Source organism: Sinorhizobium fredii (assembly GCF_002944405.1).
GTDB lineage: Bacteria > Pseudomonadota > Alphaproteobacteria > Rhizobiales > Rhizobiaceae > Sinorhizobium > Sinorhizobium fredii_C.
The window spans coordinates 648,898-669,777 of record NZ_CP024307.1 but is presented as its reverse complement, the minus strand read 5'-3'; the positions used below and the strand labels follow the sequence as shown (position 1 = coordinate 669,777).

The following is a 20,880-nucleotide window of genomic DNA, read 5'->3' as shown; positions in this document are numbered from 1 at the left end:
GTCAGTTGCCCCTCGCCCTGGCCCTCTCCCCGTTTTGACGGGGAGAGGGCCCCCTTCGCAGTGCGCGGTTTGCGCCGGCGTTGGTGAGGGTGAGGGCGAGACGCGGCCGCTTGGTCCCTCCTCCCCGACAAACGGGGAGAAGGTGGCCGGCAGGCCGGATGAGGGGCATATACCGGTCGCGCCGATCAGAAGATCTTCGCGAATTCCTCGACGTTCTTGGCATCATAGACGAACGGGTCGGCCATGGCGCCTTCATTGTTGTCGTCGAGCTTGACGGTACCCATGCGGCCCATCTTCAGTTCCGCGCCGGGCTTGGCTTCGGCCCCGCCGATGAGATCATAGGCGATCATCGTTGCCGAATAGCCGAGGTCGATCGGGTTCCAGATGGCGAAGGACTTCGAGGCGCCGGACTTGACGTGACCGGCCATTTCGGATGGCAATCCAAGACCCGTGACGTTGATCTGGCCGATCTTGCCCGCGTCGGTGACGGCCTGAGCGGCGGCGACGATGCCGACCGAGGTCGGCGCAATGATCGCCTTCAGGTTCGGATAGGACTGGATGAGGCCTTGCGTCTCGCGATAGGACTTGTCGGCTAGGTCGTCGCCATAGACGGTGGCCACGACATTGATGCCCTTGTAGTTGCCCTGGACCTTCTTCATCTCGGCAATCCAGGTGTTCTGGTTAGTGGCCGTTGCCGAAGCCGAGAGCACGGCGACGTCGCCGCCCTCCGGCAGGTTATCGGCGGCGAGCTTGATGATCATGTTGCCGATCAGCGGGCTCGACGACGGGTTGAGATGCATCAGCCGGCCTTCCTTGGCGACACCCGAATCCCAGGAAATGACCTTGATACCGCGGTCCATCGCCTTCTTGAGCGCCGGCACGAGCGCGTCGGTGTCATTGGCCGAAACCGCGATCGCATCGACCTTCTGGGCGATCAGCGAGTTGATCACCTCGATCTGCCCCTCGGCGGTCGTCGAGGTCGGACCGGTATAGATGATCTCGACGTCGCCGAGTTCCTTGGCCGCTTCCTGGGCGCCCTTGTTGGCGGCCTCGAAGAAGCCGATGCCGAGCGCCTTGACGACGAGGGCGATCTTCTTGTTCTCCGCATGGGCGGCGTTTGCCATGAGCGCCGCGGCGACGGCGGCCGTCACCATCAATGATTTCAGAACTTTCATCACTTTCTCCTCCCTTGGGCCTGCATCCGGACTGGATGCATCAATCCGACCCGACAACTTCATCTGGCGGTCTTGCTACCGGCTTGCCCGGTCAGGCCGCCTCCCTTTCCCCCTCACCACCCGCTCAGGCGGATGTCGAAGCAGTTTCCGCGTCGACCTTCGGCCTCGCATTGGCGATGACAAGGTTGACGCCAGCGCTTTCGAGCATCGAGGCATGCCTGTCCTCGATGCCCGAATCGGTGATCACAGTGGCGATGCGCTTGAGGCCGCAGAGAATGAGGCTCGAGCGCTTGTGAAATTTCGAGGAATCGGCGAGTACGACGAGCTCGTCGGCCTGGTCGATCAGCTTCTGCTCGGCCTGGATCAGCAGCGGGTCGGCCTCCATCAGGCCGAGCGGCCCGAGCCCCTGCGCCCCCATGAACATGCGGCGCGCATAGAAATTGCGCGTCACGTCGTTGTCGAAGGGGCTCAGGATGATGTTCTGCTCGCGGTAGATCGTGCCCCCGGAAAGCATCACCGTGTTTTTCGAGTGCTTGAGCAGGTGCTCAGCGATCGGGAACGAATTGGTAAAGACCTGCATCCGGCGGTTGGCGAGGAAATGCACCATCTGGAAGGTGGTCGTGCCGCCATTGATGATGATCGGCTCGCCGTCCTGGCAGAGCGCCACCGCTTCGCGGGCGATCGCCTGCTTCTCGCGCGCATGCAGGCCCTCGTTGACGCTAAAGGGCCGGCCTGCAAGGCCGACGAATTGCGGTGGGTTGATCGCCTCGGCGCCGCCGCGCACCCGGCGCAGCCGTTTCTGCACATGCAGCGCCGCCACATCGCGGCGGATCGTCGCCTCGGAGCTGCCAGTCAATTCGACGAGCTCGGGCACGGTGACGACCGGCTTTTCCTGCACTGCCGACAGGATGATCCTATGTCTTTCTTTCTCGTGCATGCGCTCCTCCGATGTTCTGCATGCTTCCATCAGTCCCGCGCATTGTCAATCAGTTTCAATCATCTTTTTTCATTGTGCGCTGCAGTATGAACGTTTTTGATCGTTTTTGATTGACATCTGCGCATCAAGCGTGTGATCTGATGCTATCGTATCGTCGCGGCCCGAGTGCCGGCGGCTAGCTTACCGGGAGGAATTCGAGATGCTCGACAAGCAACAGGGCGCACGCCTGGCCAATCTCTGGGACGACGCCAAGGCGGCGGCGATGAGCGAAGCGGAGCGGCTGCTCTACCGCTCCAATCTCCTCGGTTCCGACAAGCGTATTACCAATTACGGCGGCGGCAACACCTCCGCCAAGGTGATGGAAAAGGACCCGCTCACCGGCGAGACGGTGGAGGTCCTCTGGGTGAAGGGCTCGGGCGGCGACGTCGGCACGATCAAGATGGACGGCTTCGCCACCCTCTACATGGACAAGCTGCGGGCGCTGAAGGGCATCTATCGCGGCGTCGAATTCGAGGACGAGATGGTCGGCTACCTGCCGCATTGCACCTTCAACCTCAATCCGCGCGCCGCTTCGATCGACACGCCGCTGCACGCCTATGTGCCGAAGCCGCATGTCGACCATATGCATCCGGACGCGATCATCGCCATCGCCGCCTCCAAGAACAGCAAGGAACTGACCAGGAAGATCTTCGGCGACGAGATCGGCTGGCTGCCGTGGAAGCGGCCGGGCTACGAACTCGGCCTGTGGCTCGAGAAATTCTGCCTCGACAATCCGAAAGCCCGGGGCGTCGTGCTCGAAAGCCACGGCCTGTTCACCTGGGGCGACACCGCGAAGGAAGCCTACGAGACGACGATCGAGATCATCAACCGGGCGATCGCCTGGTTCGAGGCGGAAAACACCGCCCCCGCCTTCGGCGGAGAGGCGAGGCCGGCGCTCGGCGCTGCCGAGCGCGCGGCGATCGCCAAGAGGCTGATGCCAGTGATCCGCGGACTGATCAGCACCGAGGAGAAGAAGGTCGGCCATTTCGACGACAGCCAGTCGGTGCTCGACTTCGTGACCTCGACCGATCTGGAGCCGCTCGCCGCACTCGGCACGAGCTGCCCCGACCATTTCCTGCGCACCAAGATCCGGCCGCTGGTGGTCGACTTCGACCCGGCCCAGCCGGACGTCGAAAAGACGCTTGCCGGCCTTCCGGAGGCGATCGCCGCCTACCGTGCCGACTACGCCGCTTACTACGAGCGCTGCAAGCGCGCAGACAGCCCGGCGATGCGCGATCCGAATGCCGTCGTCTATCTGGTACGCGGGGTCGGCATGATCACCTTTGCCAAGGACAAGGCGACGGCGCGGATCTCCGGCGAATTCTATGTCAATGCAATCAACGTGATGCGTGGCGCCTCCGGCGTGTCGACCTATGTCGGCCTGCCCGAGCAGGAAGCCTTCGACATCGAATATTGGCTGCTCGAGGAAGCCAAGCTCCAACGCATGCCGAAGCCGAAGAGCCTCGCCGGGCGCGTCGCCCTCGTCACCGGCGGCGCCGGCGGCATTGGCAAGGCGACCGCCAACCGGCTGATGCAGGAAGGCGCCTGTGTCGTTCTCGCCGATATCGACGAGGCGGCGCTCGGGGCCGCCCAGAACGAGCTTGCGGCCCGCTACGGCAAGGATTTCGTCCGCTCCGTCGCCATGAACGTGACCAGCGAGGCCGCGGTCGAGGCCGGCTTCGGCGATGCGCTCCTTGCATTCGGCGGCCTCGACATCCTCGTTTCCAATGCCGGACTCGCTTCGTCGGCGGCGATCGAGGATACGACGCTCGCGCTCTGGAACAAGAACATCGACATTCTCGCGACCGGCTATTTCCTGGTGTCGCGCGAAGCCTTCCGCATCTTCCGCAGCCAGAAGGACGGCGGCAATATCGTGTTCGTCGCCTCGAAGAACGGCCTCGCAGCCTCGCCGGGCGCGTCGGCCTATTGCACGGCCAAGGCGGCCGAGATCCATCTTGCCCGCTGCCTGGCGCTGGAGGGCGCCTCGGCGCAGATCCGCGTCAACGTCGTCAACCCGGATGCGGTGCTGCGCGGTTCCAAGATCTGGACCGGCGAATGGAAGCAGCAGCGTGCGGCGGCCTACAAGATGGACGTGGACGATCTCGAGGCGCATTACCGCGAGCGGTCGATGCTGAAACTCAGCGTCTTCCCGGAAGACATTGCCGAGGCGATCTACTTCCTCGCCTCAGACATGTCGGCGAAATCGACCGGCAACATCGTCAATGTCGACGCGGGCAACGCCCAGTCCTTCACGCGCTGATCGGGAGCAAGCCATGACCAACATGATCAGCACGTCGGTGATCGAGGCCGAGAATGGCAAGCGGCAGGAAGCGCTCACGCGCGACTACGAAACCCTCGGCGAACGGCTTGCGCGGCGCGGCATCGACATCGACGCCATCAAGCGGAAGGTCGCCACCTACGGCGTCGCGGTGCCCTCCTGGGGTGTCGGCACCGGCGGCACGCGCTTTGCCCGCTTTCCCGGCCAGGGCGAGCCGCGCAACATCTTCGACAAGCTCGAGGACTGCGGCGTCATCCAGCAACTGACCCGGGCGACTCCGACCGTGTCCCTGCATATTCCGTGGGACAAGGTCGCCGACCTGGCGGCGCTGAAGGAAAAGGGAGCCTCCCTCGGCCTCGGCTTCGACGCGATGAACTCGAACACCTTCTCCGACGCCCCGGGCCAGGCGCATTCCTACAAATTCGGTTCGCTCACCCACACCGATGCCGCGACGCGCCGCCAGGCGGTCGAGCACAATCTCGAATGCATCGAGATCGGCCAGGCGCTCGGCTCGAAGGCGCTGACGGTCTGGATCGGCGACGGCTCCAACTTTCCCGGTCAGAGCAACTTCACCCGGGCCTTCGAGCGCTATCTCGACTCGATGAAGGTGATCTATGGGGCGCTTCCGGATGACTGGCGCGTCTTCACCGAGCACAAGATGTACGAGCCGGCCTTCTATTCGACGGTGGTGCAGGACTGGGGCACCAACTACATGATCGCCCAGGAACTCGGGCCCAAGGCGTTCTGCCTCGTCGATCTCGGCCATCACGCCCCGAACGTCAATATCGAGATGATCGTCGCCCGGCTGATCCAGTTCAAGAAGCTCGGCGGCTTCCATTTCAACGACTCGAAATATGGCGACGACGACCTCGACACCGGCTCGATCGATCCCTACCGGCTCTTCCTGGTGTTCAACGAATTGGTCGATGCCGAGACGCGCGCTGCGGAAGGTTTCAGTCCGGCGCATATGCTCGACCAAAGCCATAACGTGACCGATCCGATCGAGAGCCTGATGGTGAGTGCGACGGAAGTCGGCCGTGCCTATGCTCAGGCGCTCCTCGTCGACCGCCGGGCGCTCGACGGCTACCAGCAGGAGAACGACGCGCTGATGGCCTCGGAGACGCTGAAAGCTGCCTTCCGCACCGATGTCGAACCGATCCTGGCCGCGGCCCGCCTCGAAAATGGCGGTGCGATCGCGCCGGTCGCGACTTACCGGGCAAGCGGCTATCGGGCCCGGGTGGCGGCCGAACGGCCCGCTGTTGCCGGCGGTGGCGGCGGTATCGTCTGAATATCCGAGGTGCAGGCCACGGTTCGGCAAGGGTAGCCGGCCGCGGCCGGCATCCCTTTTGCTGAGAAAAATCATCCCCGATCGCAATCTCCCCTATCTGCCCGCAAGGGATGAGCTATGTTTCCTGCAGCTACAACCGAAAGGAAGCATTGATGGGCATTGAAAGCATTCTGGTATTTCTGATCGTCGGCGCCGTCGCCGGCTGGCTCGCTGGCCTGATCGTCAGCGGCTTCGGCTTCGGCCTGCTTGGCAACATCGTGATCGGCGTCATCGGCGCGCTGATTGCCGGCTATCTGTTTCCGGCCGTCGGCATTACGCTCGGCACGGGCATCCTCGCTGCAATCCTCCATTCGACCATCGGCGCGGTCATCCTGCTGGTGCTGATCCGGATCGTCAAACAGGCCTGAAATGGCGATTTCCGACGCGGGATTCACCTACCATCGGAACCGGTTTGAGGACAAAATCATTCAGCAATGACAAGTGCCACGGCGATCCTTGTCCGGCTGACGGGGCGCTGGAGCGATCCGCGTAAGAGCCGCGGATCGCCACTCGATGAAGCTGCGGAGGGAAAGATGACCGAGTTCTATGCGGAAAAGATCGAAACCGCGCTGCAATCCTACATGAGCGATCATCCCGCCGCCTTGACGCGCCAGGACGCGATCTCCACGATTCTCGAAAACTGGTTTGCAAGCCACGGCTACCTGCCGCCGCAACAGGAGGGTTTGCGTCCGGAAGAACTTGACGCGTCGAACGACGACTGAAACATTCCCCTTCCTCAGCAGACCGTCGGCCGCATTCGCCGCGGATATCCTTTTTTCAGATCGCAGCACCGGCCTTTCGATGACCCTGACCTCCGTCAAAGAGTTCTTTTCCGAGCACGCCCCCGACATCGACGTCATCGAGCTCCCGCAGAGCACCGCCACGGTGGCGCTTGCGGCCGAGGGGCACGGGGTCGAGCCGGCACAGATCGCCAAGACGCTGGCGCTTCGCGTCGGCGACGACGTGATCCTGATCGTCACCCGCGGCGACGCCCGTCTCGACAACAGGAAATACAAGGCCCGCTTCGGCACCAAGGCGCGCATGCTCGGCTTCGGCGAGGTCGAAGCCGAGACCGGCCATCCGGTCGGCGGCGTCTGCCCCTTCGGCCTTGTGAAGCCGCATACGGTCTATTGCGATGAATCCTTGAAGGCATTCGACGTCGTCGTGCCCGCTGCCGGCGCAATCAACGCGGCCGTCCACATCAGCCCGCAGCGCATGGCGGAGCTGACCGGCGCGGAATGGATCGACGTGTCGGAGACCTGACCTTCCGGCCGCGGCGACCGAGATGCGGCCAGCATGCGATCCTATAAAACGGCGATTAGGACCATGAGCGAGCCGAACGAAAGCGCGGCCATGAGGCTCAAAAGCACCTTCATCATGTGCATTGTCATCTGCGTTGACCCTTGCCCCGCTTCCAATGGGAATAAGCGAAGGCGCAACTTGACGGCCCGTCGCCGACAACCGGCGTGCCGATCCCTCCCATCGACATTAAGAATTTTCCGACAAGTTGGTTAATAAGTCATCCTGTCAATGCGGATTAGCCCCCTTGTTCCAGATGCGAAGGAAAGCATTTACCCGGACCGTTGCTTGCGGGATAATTGCCGAATAGAAGCGGATTCAAACTTTGAAGGCGCGTCCCGAGACGCGCCTGACGGTCGGGAGCCGGTGGGCATTCCCCGACCGGATCGGTACGGAACAGCGCGACGTTGCGAACGGCCCTCACGGAAACATCGGCAGCCGCCGGAAAGCCCCTCAAGGACAAGGGCGTGCTGCGTGTCGGATTCATTCTGGCGCGCAGCTTCACGCTTAGCGCCTTCTCGCTCTTCGTCGATGCGCTTCGCCTGGGAAGCGACGTGGAGGACAAGTCGGGGCGCGTCAACTGCGACTGGGAAGTGCTCGGCAGCACGAGGAACTTCGTCATGTCGAGTTGCGGCATCCAGGTGGCGCCGACCGCGCCACTGCGGCCGCCGACGGAGTTTAGCTATATCGCCGTCGTTGGCGGACGGCTCAACGTCGCCGAACCGCTGGACCGGGAAACGACCGACTATCTCCACCGCGCCGCGCGCGCCGGCGTGCCGATCATCGGCGTTTGTACGGGAAGCTTCGTTCTCGCCGAAGCCGGTGTGCTCGACGGCCATGCCGCCTGCGTGAGCTGGCTTCATCACAACGAATTCCGCGGCCGCTTCCCGGCGATCGAGGTCACCTCGAACCGGATCTTCGTCGAGGACGGCAATATCATCACCTGCGCCGGCGGCAGCAGCGTCGCCGATCTCGCGACCTACCTGATCAGGAAACATGTCGGCGAAGACGCCGAACGCAATGCGCTCGAAATCATGCAGATCACCCGTCGCCGCGAGGCGAGCGAAATGCAGCCGCGCAATCCGCTCGGCCCCGTTCCGGTGCAGGACAAGCGGATCAGCCTCGCGCTGATGGTCATGGAGCAGCATCTCGAAGATCTGATCGGCATCGACGACGTGGCCAATGTCCTCGGCATATCGCGCCGGCAGCTCGAGCGCCTGTTCCAGAACGAGCTCGGGGCGACGCCGATATCCGTCTATCTGAAGCTCCGCCTCGACGCGGCGATGCGCCTCGTCGCGTCCACCGACAAACCGCTGATCGAGATCGCGCTCGAAACCGGCTTCGAGAACGTCTCTCACTTCATTCGCAAGTTCCGCAAGGCCTTCTCGATCACGCCGGCGGCGGCACGCAAGCAACTCGCTGCCGCCCGCGGCGCGCCAGGCCGAAAAGGCTAAATGCTTTAATTTAGGTCGCGAGGTAGGCCGCAATCACTGCCGCTATCTGATCGGAGTTCAGGGCGTCCATCTGGGAGTCCACCAGGGCGTTCAGCTGGGTGCTTGACAGGTTCGAGATGTCGTCCGTGGACAGCCCCGCGACACCGGATGAACTGAACGAGGAGACATCTTCCGCCGAGAAAGTTGCCAGATCCTCGGTCTCCAATGCCGCGACCTGCGCCGAGGTCATCGCGCTGACCTGCAACGACGTCAAAGCCTCCGCCTGGTCGGTCTTCAAGGCGGCGACGACCCGCGTACTCAGCCCCGATATCGCGCTGGTGCTCAAGGCGGCTATATGATCAGTGGAGAAGAGAGCTATGTCTTCCGTGCCCAGGGCCGCCGCCTGTATGGCGTTGAGGGCGCCGATCTGCGCGGTGGACAAGGTGGCGATCTGGGCAGAGCTCAGCGCCGCCATCTGGTTGTAGCTCAGCGAGCCGACCTGGCTTGCTCTCAAGGCTGCGATCTCGTCCGTGGAGAGCGCTGCGACAAAACTCGTGGACAATCCCTTTATGGCCGCCGCGCTGATCGCCTGCAGCTCCTCGGTCGAGAAGGTTGCGAGGTCCTCGGTGGTGAGGCCCGCAAGCCCCTCCGCGCTCAAGGCGGCAATCTGATCCGTGGACAGCGCATCGATCTGCTCGGCGCTCATGGCTCCGATCTGGGCGCTGCTCAGGCCGGCGATGCTGGCGGTGCCCAGGGCGGCAATCTCGGCGGTGGAGAGGCCAGCGATGAATTCCGTGGGCAGTCCGCTGATGGCGGCCGAGCTGATCGCCGCGAGCTCGTCGGCGGAGAAGCCTTCCAGGTCACCCGTGCTCAGCCCCGACAGCGCATCCGAGCTCATGGCGGCGATCTGGACGGTGGTGAGTGCCTCGACCTGATCGTCGCTCAAGGCACTCACCTGATCACTGCCGAGGCCGGCAATACCCGCCGTGCTCAGCGCGGCAATCTGTGCGGTGGAGAGTACCGCGAGGTCGTCGGTGCTCAGTGCCGCCACCTGCTTGGAGCCGAGACCGCCGATCTGCGCCGTCGACAGTCCCGCGATCTGGTCGGTGCTCAGTGCATTGATCTGGGCGGTGGAAAGGCCGGATATGCCGGCCGAGCTCAGGGCCCCGATCTGATCGACCGAAAGCGCAGCGATCGTGTCGGTGGACAGCCCCAAGACGGCAGTAGAACTGATCGCCGCTATTTCCTCCGTCGAGAAGGTCTCCAGATCATCCGTGCCTAGGACGGCGATCTGTTTGGAACTCAGTGCGGCAATCTGGAGCGAGGTGAGAGCCTCGACCTGGTCGGTGTTCAAGGCGTTGATCTGGGCCGTGGAAAGGCCCGCGATGCCACCGGTGCCGAGCGCCGCGATCTGATCCTCCGAAAGCGCCGCGATCATGTCGGTGGACAGTCCCGCCACCGCACGCGAACTGATCGACGCGATATCGTCCGTCGAGAAGGTCTCCAGATCGTCCGTGCTCAGTGCGGCGATCTGCGTCGAACTCATCACCGCGACCTGGGCGGAGGTCATGGCCTCGAGCTGATCGGCATTCAGCACGTCGATATGGGCGGTGGAAAGGCCGGCAATTGCAGCTGTATCCAGGGCGGCAATCTGATCCGTGGAGAGAGTGGCAATGTCGTCCGTTCCCAGCACCGCCATCTGTTTGGAGCTGAGCGCGGCGATCTGGTCGGTCGAAAGCGCCTCGAGCTGGCTGGTGCTCAAAGCCTGGATCTGGGCCGTGGAAAGACCGGCGACGCCGGCTGCGCTCAAGGCGGCGATCTGGTCCGCCGAAAGCGCCGCCAGCGTGTCGGTGGACAGTCCCGCTACGGCGCTCGAACCGATCGCGCCGATATCCGCGCTCGAAAAATTCTCCAGATCGTCCGTGCTCAGCGCCGCAATCTGCGTCGAACTCATCACCGCGACTTGCGCGGTGGTCAGAGCCTCGAGCTGATCGGCGCTCAGTGCCTGGATGTGCGCCGTGGAAAGAGCCGCAACGCCGGCCGTGCTCAGCGCGGCAATCTGTTTCGTCGTAAGCGCCGCTATGTCGTCGGTGCCGAGCGCCGCCACCTGCTTGGAGCTGAGCGCCGCGATCTGGTCGGTCGACAGGGCCTCGAGCTGGTCGGCGCTCAGCGCACTGATCTGGGCGGTGGAAAGATCGGCAATTCCGGCCGCGCTCAGGGCGGCGATCTGGTCCGCCGAGAGCGCCGCGATCGTGGCCGTGGACAGCCCCGCGACGGCGTCCGAACTGATCGCCGCGATATCTGCGGTGGAGAAGTTCGCAAGGTCGTCGGTGCTCAAGGCGGCGATTTGCGTCGAACTCAGCGCCGCCACCTGGCTGGTGGTCAGGGCTTCGAGCTGTTCGGCGCTCAACGCATCGATCTGTGCGGTGGAAAGGGTCGCAATGCCGGCCGTGCCGAGCGCGGCAACCTGGTCCGCCGAAAGCGCCGCCAGGTCGTCGGTGCCGAGCACCGCAACCTGCTTGGAGGTAAGCGCCGCCACCTGTTCGGTCGAAAGCGCCGCGAGCTGTTCGGTGCTCAACACATTGAACTGGGCGGTGGTAAGACCGGCGACGCCGTCCGTGCTGAAGGCGGCGATCTGCTCCGCCGAAAGTGCCGCAATCGTATCGGTGGACAAGCCGGCTATGGCGCTCGAACTGAGCGCCGCAATTTCCGCGGTCGAAAAGCCCGCTATGTCCTCCGAACTCAAGGCGGCGATCTGCTTCGAGCCGAGAGCGGCGATCTGGGTCGCCGTCAGGGCATCGACCTGGCCCGAGCTCAAGATGGCGATGTCCGCGGTGCTGAGGCCGACAACACCGGCCGCGCTCAGGGCGGCGATCTGGTCGGCCGAGAGCGTCGCGACGTCGTCCGTGCTCAAGGCATCGACCTGCCTGGAGGTGAGCGCTCCGACCTGGGCCGTGGTCAGGGCGGCAAGCTGATCGGTGCTCAGGGCATCGACCTGCTTTGTGCTCAGCGCCGCAACGGCATCCGTACTCAAGGCGGCGATCTGATCGGTGGAGAAGGCAGCGATGACATCGGTCGACAGAGCGGAAATGAGATCGGCGCCAATCGCCGCGACGTCGTCGACGGAGAGTGCCTTGATGTCGTCTGCATCAAGGGCGGCGATTTGCTGGGACGTCAAGCCGCTGAGCTGCTCGGTCGACAGGGCGCCGATCTGGTCGGAACTCAGGACAGCCATCTGCTTGGTCGTCAGTCCCGCGACGGCAGCGGCGCTCAGGGCCGCGATCTGCTCGGTCGAGAGGGAAGCGATGGCAACCGTGGAAAGCCCCGCTATGGCGCTCGAGCCGATGGCCGCCATGTCCTTGGCCGAGAAGACCGCCACGTCCTCCGTGCCGAGGGCGGCAAGCTGCGTCGAGCTCAGGGCGCCAACCTGGGACGCGGTCAGCGCCTCCACCTGATCGGTGCTCAAGGCGGCGAGCTGCTTGGTGGTCAGTCCGGCAACGGCAGCGGTATTCAAGGCTTCGATCTGATCGGTCGAAAGCATCTGGATATCGCTGGTGCCCAAAGCGGTGACGTGCGCCGAACTCAAGGCGGCAATCTGCTTGGTGCTCAGGGCGGCGAGCTGATCGGTGCCGAGCGCGTAGACCTGTGCACTGCTCAGGCCGGCAATGCCAGCCGTGCTCAGAGCGGCGACCTGAGCGGTGGAAAGCGCCGCGACGGCGGTCGTGGAGAGGCTGGACACGGCATCGGAACTGATTGCCGCGATGTCCTTGGTCGAAAAGACCGCAATATCTTCCGCCGCCAGCACTTCGATCTGCGTCGCGCTCAAAGCGCCCACCTGTGTCGACGACAGGGCTTCCACTTGACCGGTGCTCAAGGCAATGAGCTGCTTTGTGGTCAGCCCGGTGATCGCCGCCGTGCTCAGGGCGGCGATCTGATCGGTCGAGAGAGCCGCAAGGTCGCTCGTGCCCAAGGCGGCGACCTGTGCCGAACCGAGCGCGGCGACCTGCTTGGTGCTCAAGGCGGCGAGCTGATCGGTGCTGAGCACGTTCAGCTGCGTGCCGCTGAGGCCGGCAATGCCGGCGGTGCTCAGCAGAGCGATCTCGTCGGTGGAAAGGGCGGCCACGACGGCCGTGGACAGTCCGGCCATCGCACTTGCGCTGATCGCCGCGATGTCCTTGGTCGAGAACACCGCTATGTCTTCCGTTCCGAGCGCCCCCAGCTGCGACGAGCTCAGCGCGCCGACCTGTGCCGCGGTCAGGGCTTCCATCTGGTCGGTGCTCAGGGCATCGATCTGCTTGGTGCTCAGCCCGGTGATCGCGGCCGTGCTCAACGCCGCGATCTGGTCGGTCGAGAACGTCGCAATATCGCTGGTGTCCAGCGCGGCGATTTGCGCCGAGCTCAGCGCGGCAACCTGCTTGGTGCTCAGCGCCACGATCTGGTCCGTCGAAAGGGCCTCGACCTGGTCGGTTGTCAGCTCGTTGATGCCGGCAGTGCTGAGCGCGGCGATCAGGTCTGAGGACAAGGCAGCGACGGTCTCCGTGCTCAGGGCGGCGACCTGCGTCGATTTCAGCGCCGCAACCTGTTTGGTACTCAAGGCAGCGACCTGGTCGGAGCTCAGCGTCGCCATCTGGTCCGTGCTCAAACCCGCAATCGCTGCCGTGCTCAGCGCGGCAATCTGCGTGGAGGACAGGGCGGCCACAACATCCCCCGACAGGCCGGATATGGCCTTGGAGCCGATCGAAGCGATATCGGCGGTCGAGAAGCTTGCGATATCCTCTGGCTCCAGGGCAGAGAGTTGGGTGGAGCTCAGAACGGCTACCTGTGTGGTGGAAAGGGCGGCGATCTGACCGCTGGAGAGGGCGTCGATCTGATCGGTGCTGAGGCGAGCGATCCCCTTCGTGCTCAGCGCCATGACCTGGTTCGTGGTGAGGGCTCCGATGAGATCTTCCGTCAGCCCCGCAACGGCGCTCGAGCTGATCGCGGCGATATCGGCGGTCGAGAATGCCCCTATGTCCTCCGCACTGAGGGCCGCGAGCTGGTCGGAGCCGAGGGCGGCAACCTGCGCAGAGGAGAGAGCCGCAACCTGATCTGAGGACAGGGCTTCTATCTGGCCGGCGGAAAGGCCGGCGACGGCTTTCGTGCCGAGCGCGGCAACCTGCATCGTGGTCAAAGCCGCGACATTGTCGGTGCTTAAGGCGGCAATCTGGGTCGAGCTCAAAGCTTTGAGCTGCGCGGTGGAAAAGGCCGCGGCCTGGTCGGTCGACAGGGCGGCGATCTGAGCGGTCGTCAGGCTGGCGACCGCAGTCGTGCTGAGCGCCGCTATCTGAGCGGTGGAAAGCGCTGCAATGGCGACCGCGCTGACGCCTGGCATGCCTTTGCTGGTGATCGCCGCGATTTCGGCGGTCGAGAACATGGCTATGCCGTCTTCCCCGAGTGCAGCAAGCTGCACCGAGCTCAGCGCTTTCACCTGGGATACGGAAAAAGCCTCCGCCTGCTCGGTCGACAGGGCGGCGATCTGAGCGCTCGTCAGGCTGGCGACCGTACTCGTGCTGAGCGCGGCGATCTGATCGGTGGAGAGGGACGCGATGACATCGGCGTCCAAACCTAAAATGGCTTTGTTGCTGATCGCCGCGATGTCGCCGGTCGAGAATGTGGCAACCCCCTCCGCGCCGAGCGCCGCAATCTGCTTGGCGTTCAGCGCCTTCACCTGCGTCACCGACAGCGCTTCGAGCTGGCCGGTCGTCAGGGCGGCGATCATATCGGTCGTCAGGCCCATGACGCCCTTGGTGCTGAGCGCCGCCACCTGGTCCGTCGACAGAGCCTCGAGGTTGTCCGTGCCGAGGGCGGCGACCTGCGCCGAACTCAATGTCCTCAGCTGTGCTGCCGAAAGCACCGCGAGCTGGTCGGAGGTCAAGGCGTCGCTCTGTGCGGTCGTCAGGCCCGAGATCGCACTCGTGCTCAGCGCCGCGACCTGAGCGGTCGAAAGGGCGGCGATCGCTTCCGTGCCCACGCCCTTGATGGCGAGGTTGGAGATCGCCGCGATTTCGGCAGTCGAGAATGTCGCGAAGCCGTCCGTGCCGAGCGCCGCAAGCTGTCTCGAATTGAGCGCCTTCACCTGCAGGGCGGACATCGCCTCGGCCTGGTCGGTCGACAGGGCGGCCACCTGCGCGGTCGTCAGGCTTGCGACCGCGGTCGCGTTCAAGGCGGCAACCTGGGCGGTGGAGAGCGCAGCAATGGCGTCCGTGGTCAGGCCCCATACGGCCTTGTTGATCGCCGCGATTTCGGCGGTCGAGAATGTCGCTATGGCGTCCGTCTCCAGCGATCCGAGCTGCGGGGCTGTCAGTGCCTTCACCTGTGAGACGGTCAGTGCCTCGACCTGGTCGGTCGATAGGACAGCGATCTGGCTAGTGGAAAGCCCCGAGATTGCCGAAGCGCTCAGCGCCGCGATCTGATCGGTGGAAAGCGCGGCAATATCGTCGGTGCCCAAAGCGTCGATCTGCGAAGCCTTCAGAGCCCCCACCTGGGCCGTGGTCAAGGCGGCGATCTGATCTGTGGAGAGGGCGGCGATCTGCGCGGTCGTCAGAGCGGCGACCGCACGCGTGCTCAAGGCGGCAATCTGATCGGTGGAAAGCGATGCGATGACGTCGGTCGGAAGGCCGGTTATGGCTTTGATACCGATGGCCGCCATGTCCGCGGTCGAGAAGGTCGCCAGATCTTCCTCGCTCAGAACCGAGAGCTGCAGCGCGCTCAGCGCTCCGACCTGGGTCGAGCTCAAGGCCTCCGCCTGCTCCGTCGACAGACCGTCGAGCTGCGTCGTGGTGAGGGCCGCAACCTGGCTCGTGCCGAAGCTTTCGATGTCGGATTGATCGAGAACAGCGAGTTGCTCGAGCGTCAAACCCACGATGGCGCTTGGAGAGATGGCGCTCAGCTGCCGGGAGCTGAGAACATCGACATCCTCCGTGTCCAGCGCCGCGATCTGCGCCGAAGACAGAGCGCTGATCTGCTTCGTCGTCAGCGAGGCCACATCCTCCGTCGTCCAGGCGGCGACGGCCGCCGTCGAATAGGATTTGATCAGGCTGGGGCTCAGGGACGAAACGATGGAGGTCATGCGTGAAAACCCTTGGGTTCTAAATAGTCTCTGTGTGCCGTCGACCGTCCCGAAAGAGCCGTCCTTGCCGCAGTCTGGCCTTGCAGCAACGGCCGGCATCGCCTCTCCGGCGACCATCGAGATCGGATCGTCAGGAGGCTCGACGGCGGTCCGCGCTGGCTGTGGGAGGGATACTGCCGGCTGCCGGCATGGGCGATCTCATGGCTGCAATTGGGATCAGGTTGCCCCGATCATAGTCAGCAACCTTGTGTCTGTCTGACCTGCAGCACGATCACGCCTTCGTTGCGCCGGAATGGATCGGGCGGCGACGCATGGACATCGTGAGATTCAGCCGTCTGCCGATCGGAGTGCCTGCAATCGCACTTTCGCCAGTACAACAATCGCCCCACCACCGCCGATCAGATCGGCGAATGCAGGAAGACCGGCATGGGCTGATTTTCCGCCTTGCGGGCAAGGTAGAGCCTCGCCGTATCGAGGGCCTCACGAATGGTCACGTCCATGTCGAGATAGCGATAGGTGCCGAGCCGACCGACAAAGGTGACCGCTGTTTCGCGGCTTGCACGCTCGACATATTGTGCCAGTTGTTCCTTGTCCCTGACGAGTCGGATTGGATAATAGGGGATGTCGTCAGGGCCGCATGCGCGGGAGAATTCGCGGTAGCAGACAGAGCCGCTATGCTCCTCCCAGGGCGAGAAATGCTTGTGCTCGGTGATCCGCGTATACGGAACGGAGACGTCGCCGTAGTTCATGACCGCGCAGCCCTGGAAATCGCCGTCATACTCGAAACGGTCGAAGTCGAGCGTTCGGTAGCCCAACGGGCCGAATTCGTGATCCAGATAGCCGTCGAGCGAGCCGGAGTAGAACACATGCGCAAAATCGTCTTTTTGCGCCCGGACAAACCGCGACTTCAGGATCACATTGATGTTGGGATGGTCGAGAATGCGGCCGACCATGTCCGTGTAGCCGTTCTCCGGCATGCCCTGATATTTGTGCGCGAAGTAGTTGTCGTCGTAATTGAAGCGCACCGGAAGGCGTTTCAGGATGGATGCCGGCAACTCGGTCGGCGAGCAGCCCCACTGCTTTTGCGTATACCCCTGGAAGAAGGCCTCGTAGAGGTCCTTGCCGACGAAGCGAAGCGCTTGCTCTTCAAAGGTTTTCGGGTCCTCGATCGAGGTGTCCGCCTGGGCTTCGATGAAGGCGCGGGCCTCGTCCGGCCTGAAGGTCTTGCCGAAGAACTGATTGATCGTGTGGAGATTAACCGGCAGCGAATAGACCTGGTCCCCCGAGGTCGTCTTCACGCGGTTCTTGTAAGGCATGAAGGTCTGGAAGCCGTTGACATAGTCCCACACCTCCCGGTCGTCGGTGTGGAAGATATGCGGACCGTAGACATGGATCATGACTCCGGTGTCTTCGTCGCGCTCCGTATGGCAGTTTCCGGCGATATGGTCGCGCGCATCGAAGATCTCGACTTGGTGGCCCGCCTCAGCCAGCTCCCGGCCGATGACCGCACCCGACAACCCCGCCCCAACGATGCCGATTGTTCCGCTTGCACGCATTCGAAGAGGCTCCAGTCCCGTATTGAATTAGTCGAAGGTGCTACGCGGCGAGCGCGCTGCGCATCAACTCGTCATAGGCATCGATCAGGCGGTCGAGCGCCAGGCCCTGCTCCTGGGGGCCGAAGCTCAAATGGCTGACGGTGAAATCCGAATAGATCGCCGTCGGCCGCTCGAGCAGCATCGGCAGGTCGACGGTGAGCGCGCGCTCGTCGTCTCCCTTCGGCAGGGCCATGTGCACGAGGTCCTTGCCTAGCCAGGCGATGAAGTTGATCGATTGGCGTTCGGTCCATTCGACTACCTTGCTGGGCAAAGGCAGGTGCTTGCTGTTGGTCTGCAGGAAATAGTCGTGCAGCTCGTTGGCCCGTTCGGCGCTCTGCCAGAGGCTTCCTCCGAACCCGCCCGGCGGCCGTTCGAAGTGGCCAACCCCTGCCGGAATGGAGCCCGCTACCTGCTGCCAGTGCGCGCAGACGCCGTTGTTCACCACATTGGCAGACACGACGACATATTTCGGATTCGTTCGCCGGAATTCGATGAAGTCGCTGAGCTTTGCGAGATCCATGTAGACGATGTCGTCATCGCATTTCAGGAATATCGAATCGGAAAAGGTCTTCAGCCGCTTGGCGTAGTAGTCATAGGCCTGCCAGTAGGGCATCTGCTCGTTCGGATTGCCGACGAAACGATGGATGCGTGAGCGGACGTTGCCGAGCTCCAGATCTGCGCCCCAGCCGCCTCTGACCAGTATGGACGCGCCGGCCGACAGATCGAGCTCGGTCCAGCGGCCGATCGCGACATTGTTGACATGGAGCGACGGAACGCCGTCCGCATCGACGTTGAGGACGATCTGGTTGGCGGTGCCTGGCGACAGGATGCCCGGCGTGGGCCTGCTCCACAACGCCGGTACATCGTTGCGGTCGAAACTCCTGAGCTGGCCCAGCGGCAGTTTCCGCAGGACCGAGTGCGAATTGCTCCAGCCGCCGACGACCAGTTCAAAATAGTCTTCGCCGCTGGCATTCGGAACGATGGCAATGTGAAGGTCGTTGGTGATCGTCGCGCGGAGGCGCAGCGGCTGGTTGAGCGCTACCGATCCGTTGGACTGGTAGGGGGCGGCGGAGCCCATGTAGCGGACGGGCCCGAATTCGCGCGTGACCCACTCATGATCCTGCTGCGAGCGGGTGAAATCCCAGACATGCCACTCGTCTATGATCCCGGCATCCAAAGCGGAATGGATGTACCGGGTGAGGATTTCCATCCTTTTCTGTCGGCCTGCGAATGTGACAAGTATAACCGGAGCCATATCATCCTCACTGTCTGGAATTGGTGCCGCTCAGCGCGCGCCGGCCGCCGACGCTGTCCACAGGCGGGAGTCGAACGGGATCGGCGCAAAGGCGTGCCACTCGGCCAGTTTCTCGACATAACGCTGCCGATAGGCGGCACTGTCGACGAACTCCACGTTCTCCTTCATGATCTCCGCTCCGACCTCGTAGTAGATGTCGAGATTGCCGAGATCGGGCACAGGCGTTTCGCCGCGCTCGCACTCGCCCTGCATCTGCCAGAACAGTTCCTCGAGGCGCCGGACCAGCGCCGGGATGTCGCGCAATACGCTGGCGTCGCGCCGGCTCTCCAGCGCCTGGCGGACCGTGGCGAGGCCCTGACGGTCCCGCGCAAAGGCGATCGCCTTCTGGACGAAGTCGTCGGGTCCGTCGCAGATGAGCTCCGGGACGCCGGCCGCGGCAACGATGCTCGAGCAGAACCGCGATGCGAAGCCGTTCCCGGGGAATGTCAGCACCGGCAATCCCATGGTCAGCGCGTCGCCCGCGGTGGAATGCGCCCCGTAGGGGAAGGTGTCGAGGAAGAGATCGGCCAATTCGATGCGGGCCAGATGCTTGGGATTGGGAGCCTTCGAAGCGAAGATCAGCCGCTCGGAGGACACGCCGCGCTGCTCGGCCGCTTGCTTGAGGCGCTGATCGACATCGTCGCCGCCACCGAGCAGCCAGAGGTAGCTGCCGGGGGTCGCGGCAAGGATCGCCATCCAGCGGTCGAAGCAGGCGGCGGTGATCTTCTGCATGCCGTTGAAGCAGGCGAAGATGAACGCATCCTCGGGCAGCCCCGCTTCCGCCCGGCTCGGCCGCGGCGCGATCTGCCGCTTGCGGTCGACGGGCTGGTTGCACGGGATCCTCAGCACCTTTTCCGAATAGTAGATCTCGTTTTCGGGCGGGATGATCTGCTCGTCGGCAATGACATATTGGTGGAAGGGGCTGCCCATGGTGCCTGGGTAACCGCAGAAGCTGACGATCACCGGGGCCGGCCGATACGCGAAGATCCTGGTGCGGGCATGCTTCGTGTAGCCGTTGACGTCGACGAGGATGTCGATTTCGTCGGCGACGATCTGCTTTGCAGCGTCGCTGTCGCTGACTGCGGAAATGTCGCGCCAGCAGTCGATGGCGTCCATCATCCGCGTCTGCGTTGCGTCGCCCGTCCGTGCTTCGCCGCAGTAATAGGCATAGATCTCGACGCTATCCTTGTCGTGCGTCTCGAAGACTTCGCTGAGCGCGAAGCCGACCGCGTGATCGCGCAGGTCCGAGGACACATAGCCGACGCGCAATGTCTGCCCGGTGCCGGATTTGTGCCGAGGCTGAGGCTTCGGGAAGCCGCTCAAATCGGGGCGGCCGACAAGCGACTTGCAGTAGCGATAGGCCTTGGCGAGCTGGAAGACCGGATCGTCGGCATAGCAGGCGAGGGTCAAGGGCGAGAGCGCATCGAGCAGTTGCCGATGCGAAACATGCTCCGAGGGCACCAATGTCGGCCATTTGCATTGGCGTTGCCGCAGCGAAGTCCAATGCTGACCGGCCTCCGTCTTGTCGGGTCTGAGCTCGATCGCCTTCAACAGGGTGTTTTCCGCCTCTTCCATGAGGCCGGCATTCTCGAGCACACGGCCCATATGCTGGAGAACCATCAGCCGATGCGCAGCGCGCTCGGGCGTGATCTCGGAGGTCGCCTCGGAATAGACCTGCCATTGTTGGATCGCCTGTCCCGTCAGGCCGGCATCCTCCAGCGCGCGGCCGAGATTGATGTGGCCCTGGCCGAAGCGCGGTTCGAGCTTCAGGCAAGCGCGCAACGCATGAATGGAGCCGGCGAGATCGCCCAGCTGCCTGAGCGTGACGGAGTAGTTGAAATAAACGAGGTGAAGCAGCGGATTGGTATCGTTGTAGGCGATCCAGGATTTATAGAGTTCGGCGGCCTGTGTTCTCTGCCCGGCGGCATTGAAGCTTTCTGCAAACTGAAACAATTCCGTGAGCGGGAGCCGCTGCTGCCGCGCCCTTTCCAGGAAGCCAGCAAGCGGCGAAGCAGGATCCGAGGCAAGATGAGTGTAGATGGTCATGGAAATCCCACTGACAGGCGAGTTGGCGGCCGACTCTGAGAACATCTGCGAATGCTGTTTTAGGCCATTAACCCGACTAGCTTGCCTTGGGCTTGCGCCTCCTTGCGACTCGCGGGGGCGGGTTTGCTCCAACATCTGCCCGGTTCCTCGGCTTGGCACGTGAGCGCCCACGACCGGATCGACCCTCCAGGTCATTTTAGGTTTCGCTGAATATTGCGAACGGCCGCTTCGCTGTGTAGCGTCGCTTGGGACGTGCGTCTGCACCCGAATCGTCGCGTCTGCAGCCGGGGGCGTTCGGTCGAGCGTTGCGATCTTTGTTTGACCTGGCCCGTTAACTAAAACTTTAACT

12 protein-coding genes are annotated in these 20,880 nt (G+C 63.4%); 6 read left to right on the top strand and 6 right to left on the bottom strand.

What is annotated here, in order from left to right; genetic code table 11:
* Window positions 1-185: 185 nt before the first annotated feature.
* A complete protein-coding gene (gene rhaS, locus NXT3_RS03150; RefSeq protein WP_037423833.1) occupies window positions 186-1,175 on the bottom strand; it encodes a rhamnose ABC transporter substrate-binding protein in 990 nt (329 codons plus the stop codon).
* A 124-nt stretch (window positions 1,176-1,299) separates the two neighbouring features.
* A complete protein-coding gene (locus NXT3_RS03145) occupies window positions 1,300-2,112 on the bottom strand; it encodes a DeoR/GlpR family DNA-binding transcription regulator (protein WP_037378547.1) in 813 nt (270 codons plus the stop codon).
* Between the two features lie 199 nt (window positions 2,113-2,311).
* Between NXT3_RS03145 and NXT3_RS03140 the strand changes: the two genes are divergently transcribed.
* The 6 genes from NXT3_RS03140 to NXT3_RS03110 all read left to right on the top strand — a co-directional run bounded on the left by NXT3_RS03140 (window position 2,312) and on the right by NXT3_RS03110 (window position 8,509).
* Complete coding sequence (locus NXT3_RS03140) at window positions 2,312-4,411, top strand: bifunctional rhamnulose-1-phosphate aldolase/short-chain dehydrogenase (RefSeq protein WP_037423827.1); 2,100 nt, start codon at window positions 2,312-2,314, stop codon at window positions 4,409-4,411.
* Window positions 4,412-4,424: 13 nt separating this feature from the next.
* Window positions 4,425-5,717 (top strand): L-rhamnose catabolism isomerase, encoded by a 1,293-nt coding sequence (gene rhaI, locus NXT3_RS03135; RefSeq protein ID WP_037423824.1) that lies wholly within the window; start codon window positions 4,425-4,427, stop codon window positions 5,715-5,717.
* 152 nt (window positions 5,718-5,869) lie between these two features.
* Window positions 5,870-6,124, top strand: coding sequence for a GlsB/YeaQ/YmgE family stress response membrane protein (locus tag NXT3_RS03130; RefSeq protein ID WP_037423821.1), 255 nt, complete (start codon window positions 5,870-5,872; stop codon window positions 6,122-6,124).
* Between the two features lie 165 nt (window positions 6,125-6,289).
* Window positions 6,290-6,478 carry a hypothetical protein gene (locus NXT3_RS03125; protein WP_037423818.1) on the top strand — a complete coding sequence of 63 codons (189 nt, stop codon included), beginning with the start codon at window positions 6,290-6,292 and terminating at the stop codon, window positions 6,476-6,478.
* 79 nt (window positions 6,479-6,557) lie between these two features.
* The gene (locus tag NXT3_RS03120) at window positions 6,558-7,019 is read left to right on the top strand and encodes a YbaK/EbsC family protein (RefSeq protein WP_037424097.1); all 462 of its coding nucleotides are present in this window, start codon (window positions 6,558-6,560) and stop codon (window positions 7,017-7,019) included.
* A 443-nt stretch (window positions 7,020-7,462) separates the two neighbouring features.
* Entirely contained in the window at window positions 7,463-8,509 is a 1,047-nt protein-coding gene (locus NXT3_RS03110) for a GlxA family transcriptional regulator (protein ID WP_037423813.1), read from the top strand.
* A gap of 10 nt (window positions 8,510-8,519) precedes the next feature.
* Here the strand turns inward: NXT3_RS03110 and NXT3_RS03105 are convergent, their stop codons facing one another.
* From NXT3_RS03105 to NXT3_RS03090, 4 genes are all read right to left on the bottom strand, one after another.
* Window positions 8,520-15,596 (bottom strand): hypothetical protein, encoded by a 7,077-nt coding sequence (locus NXT3_RS03105; protein ID WP_097527290.1) that lies wholly within the window; start codon window positions 15,594-15,596, stop codon window positions 8,520-8,522.
* 398 nt (window positions 15,597-15,994) lie between these two features.
* Window positions 15,995-17,152 (bottom strand): UDP-galactopyranose mutase, encoded by a 1,158-nt coding sequence (gene glf / locus NXT3_RS03100; RefSeq protein WP_097527291.1) that lies wholly within the window; start codon window positions 17,150-17,152, stop codon window positions 15,995-15,997.
* A 40-nt stretch (window positions 17,153-17,192) separates the two neighbouring features.
* Window positions 17,193-18,446, bottom strand: coding sequence for a DUF6250 domain-containing protein (locus NXT3_RS03095; protein WP_104838784.1), 1,254 nt, complete (start codon window positions 18,444-18,446; stop codon window positions 17,193-17,195).
* A gap of 30 nt (window positions 18,447-18,476) precedes the next feature.
* Window positions 18,477-20,531, bottom strand: coding sequence for an O-linked N-acetylglucosamine transferase, SPINDLY family protein (locus tag NXT3_RS03090; RefSeq protein ID WP_097527293.1), 2,055 nt, complete (start codon window positions 20,529-20,531; stop codon window positions 18,477-18,479).
* Window positions 20,532-20,880 lie beyond the last annotated feature (349 nt).

Coding starts and splice junctions, on each gene's coding strand:
- rhaI (WP_037423824.1), top strand. CDS start 4,425: ATGACCAACATGATCAGCACGTCGGTGATCGAGGCCGAGAATGGCAAG.
- NXT3_RS03105 (WP_097527290.1), bottom strand. CDS start 15,596: ATGACCTCCATCGTTTCGTCCCTGAGCCCCAGCCTGATCAAATCCTAT.
- NXT3_RS03090 (WP_097527293.1), bottom strand. CDS start 20,531: ATGACCATCTACACTCATCTTGCCTCGGATCCTGCTTCGCCGCTTGCT.
- glf (WP_097527291.1), bottom strand. CDS start 17,152: ATGCGTGCAAGCGGAACAATCGGCATCGTTGGGGCGGGGTTGTCGGGT.
- NXT3_RS03125 (WP_037423818.1), top strand. CDS start 6,290: ATGACCGAGTTCTATGCGGAAAAGATCGAAACCGCGCTGCAATCCTAC.
- NXT3_RS03130 (WP_037423821.1), top strand. CDS start 5,870: ATGGGCATTGAAAGCATTCTGGTATTTCTGATCGTCGGCGCCGTCGCC.
- NXT3_RS03120 (WP_037424097.1), top strand. CDS start 6,558: ATGACCCTGACCTCCGTCAAAGAGTTCTTTTCCGAGCACGCCCCCGAC.
- rhaS (WP_037423833.1), bottom strand. CDS start 1,175: ATGAAAGTTCTGAAATCATTGATGGTGACGGCCGCCGTCGCCGCGGCG.
- NXT3_RS03140 (WP_037423827.1), top strand. CDS start 2,312: ATGCTCGACAAGCAACAGGGCGCACGCCTGGCCAATCTCTGGGACGAC.
- NXT3_RS03145 (WP_037378547.1), bottom strand. CDS start 2,112: ATGCACGAGAAAGAAAGACATAGGATCATCCTGTCGGCAGTGCAGGAA.
- NXT3_RS03095 (WP_104838784.1), bottom strand. CDS start 18,446: ATGGCTCCGGTTATACTTGTCACATTCGCAGGCCGACAGAAAAGGATG.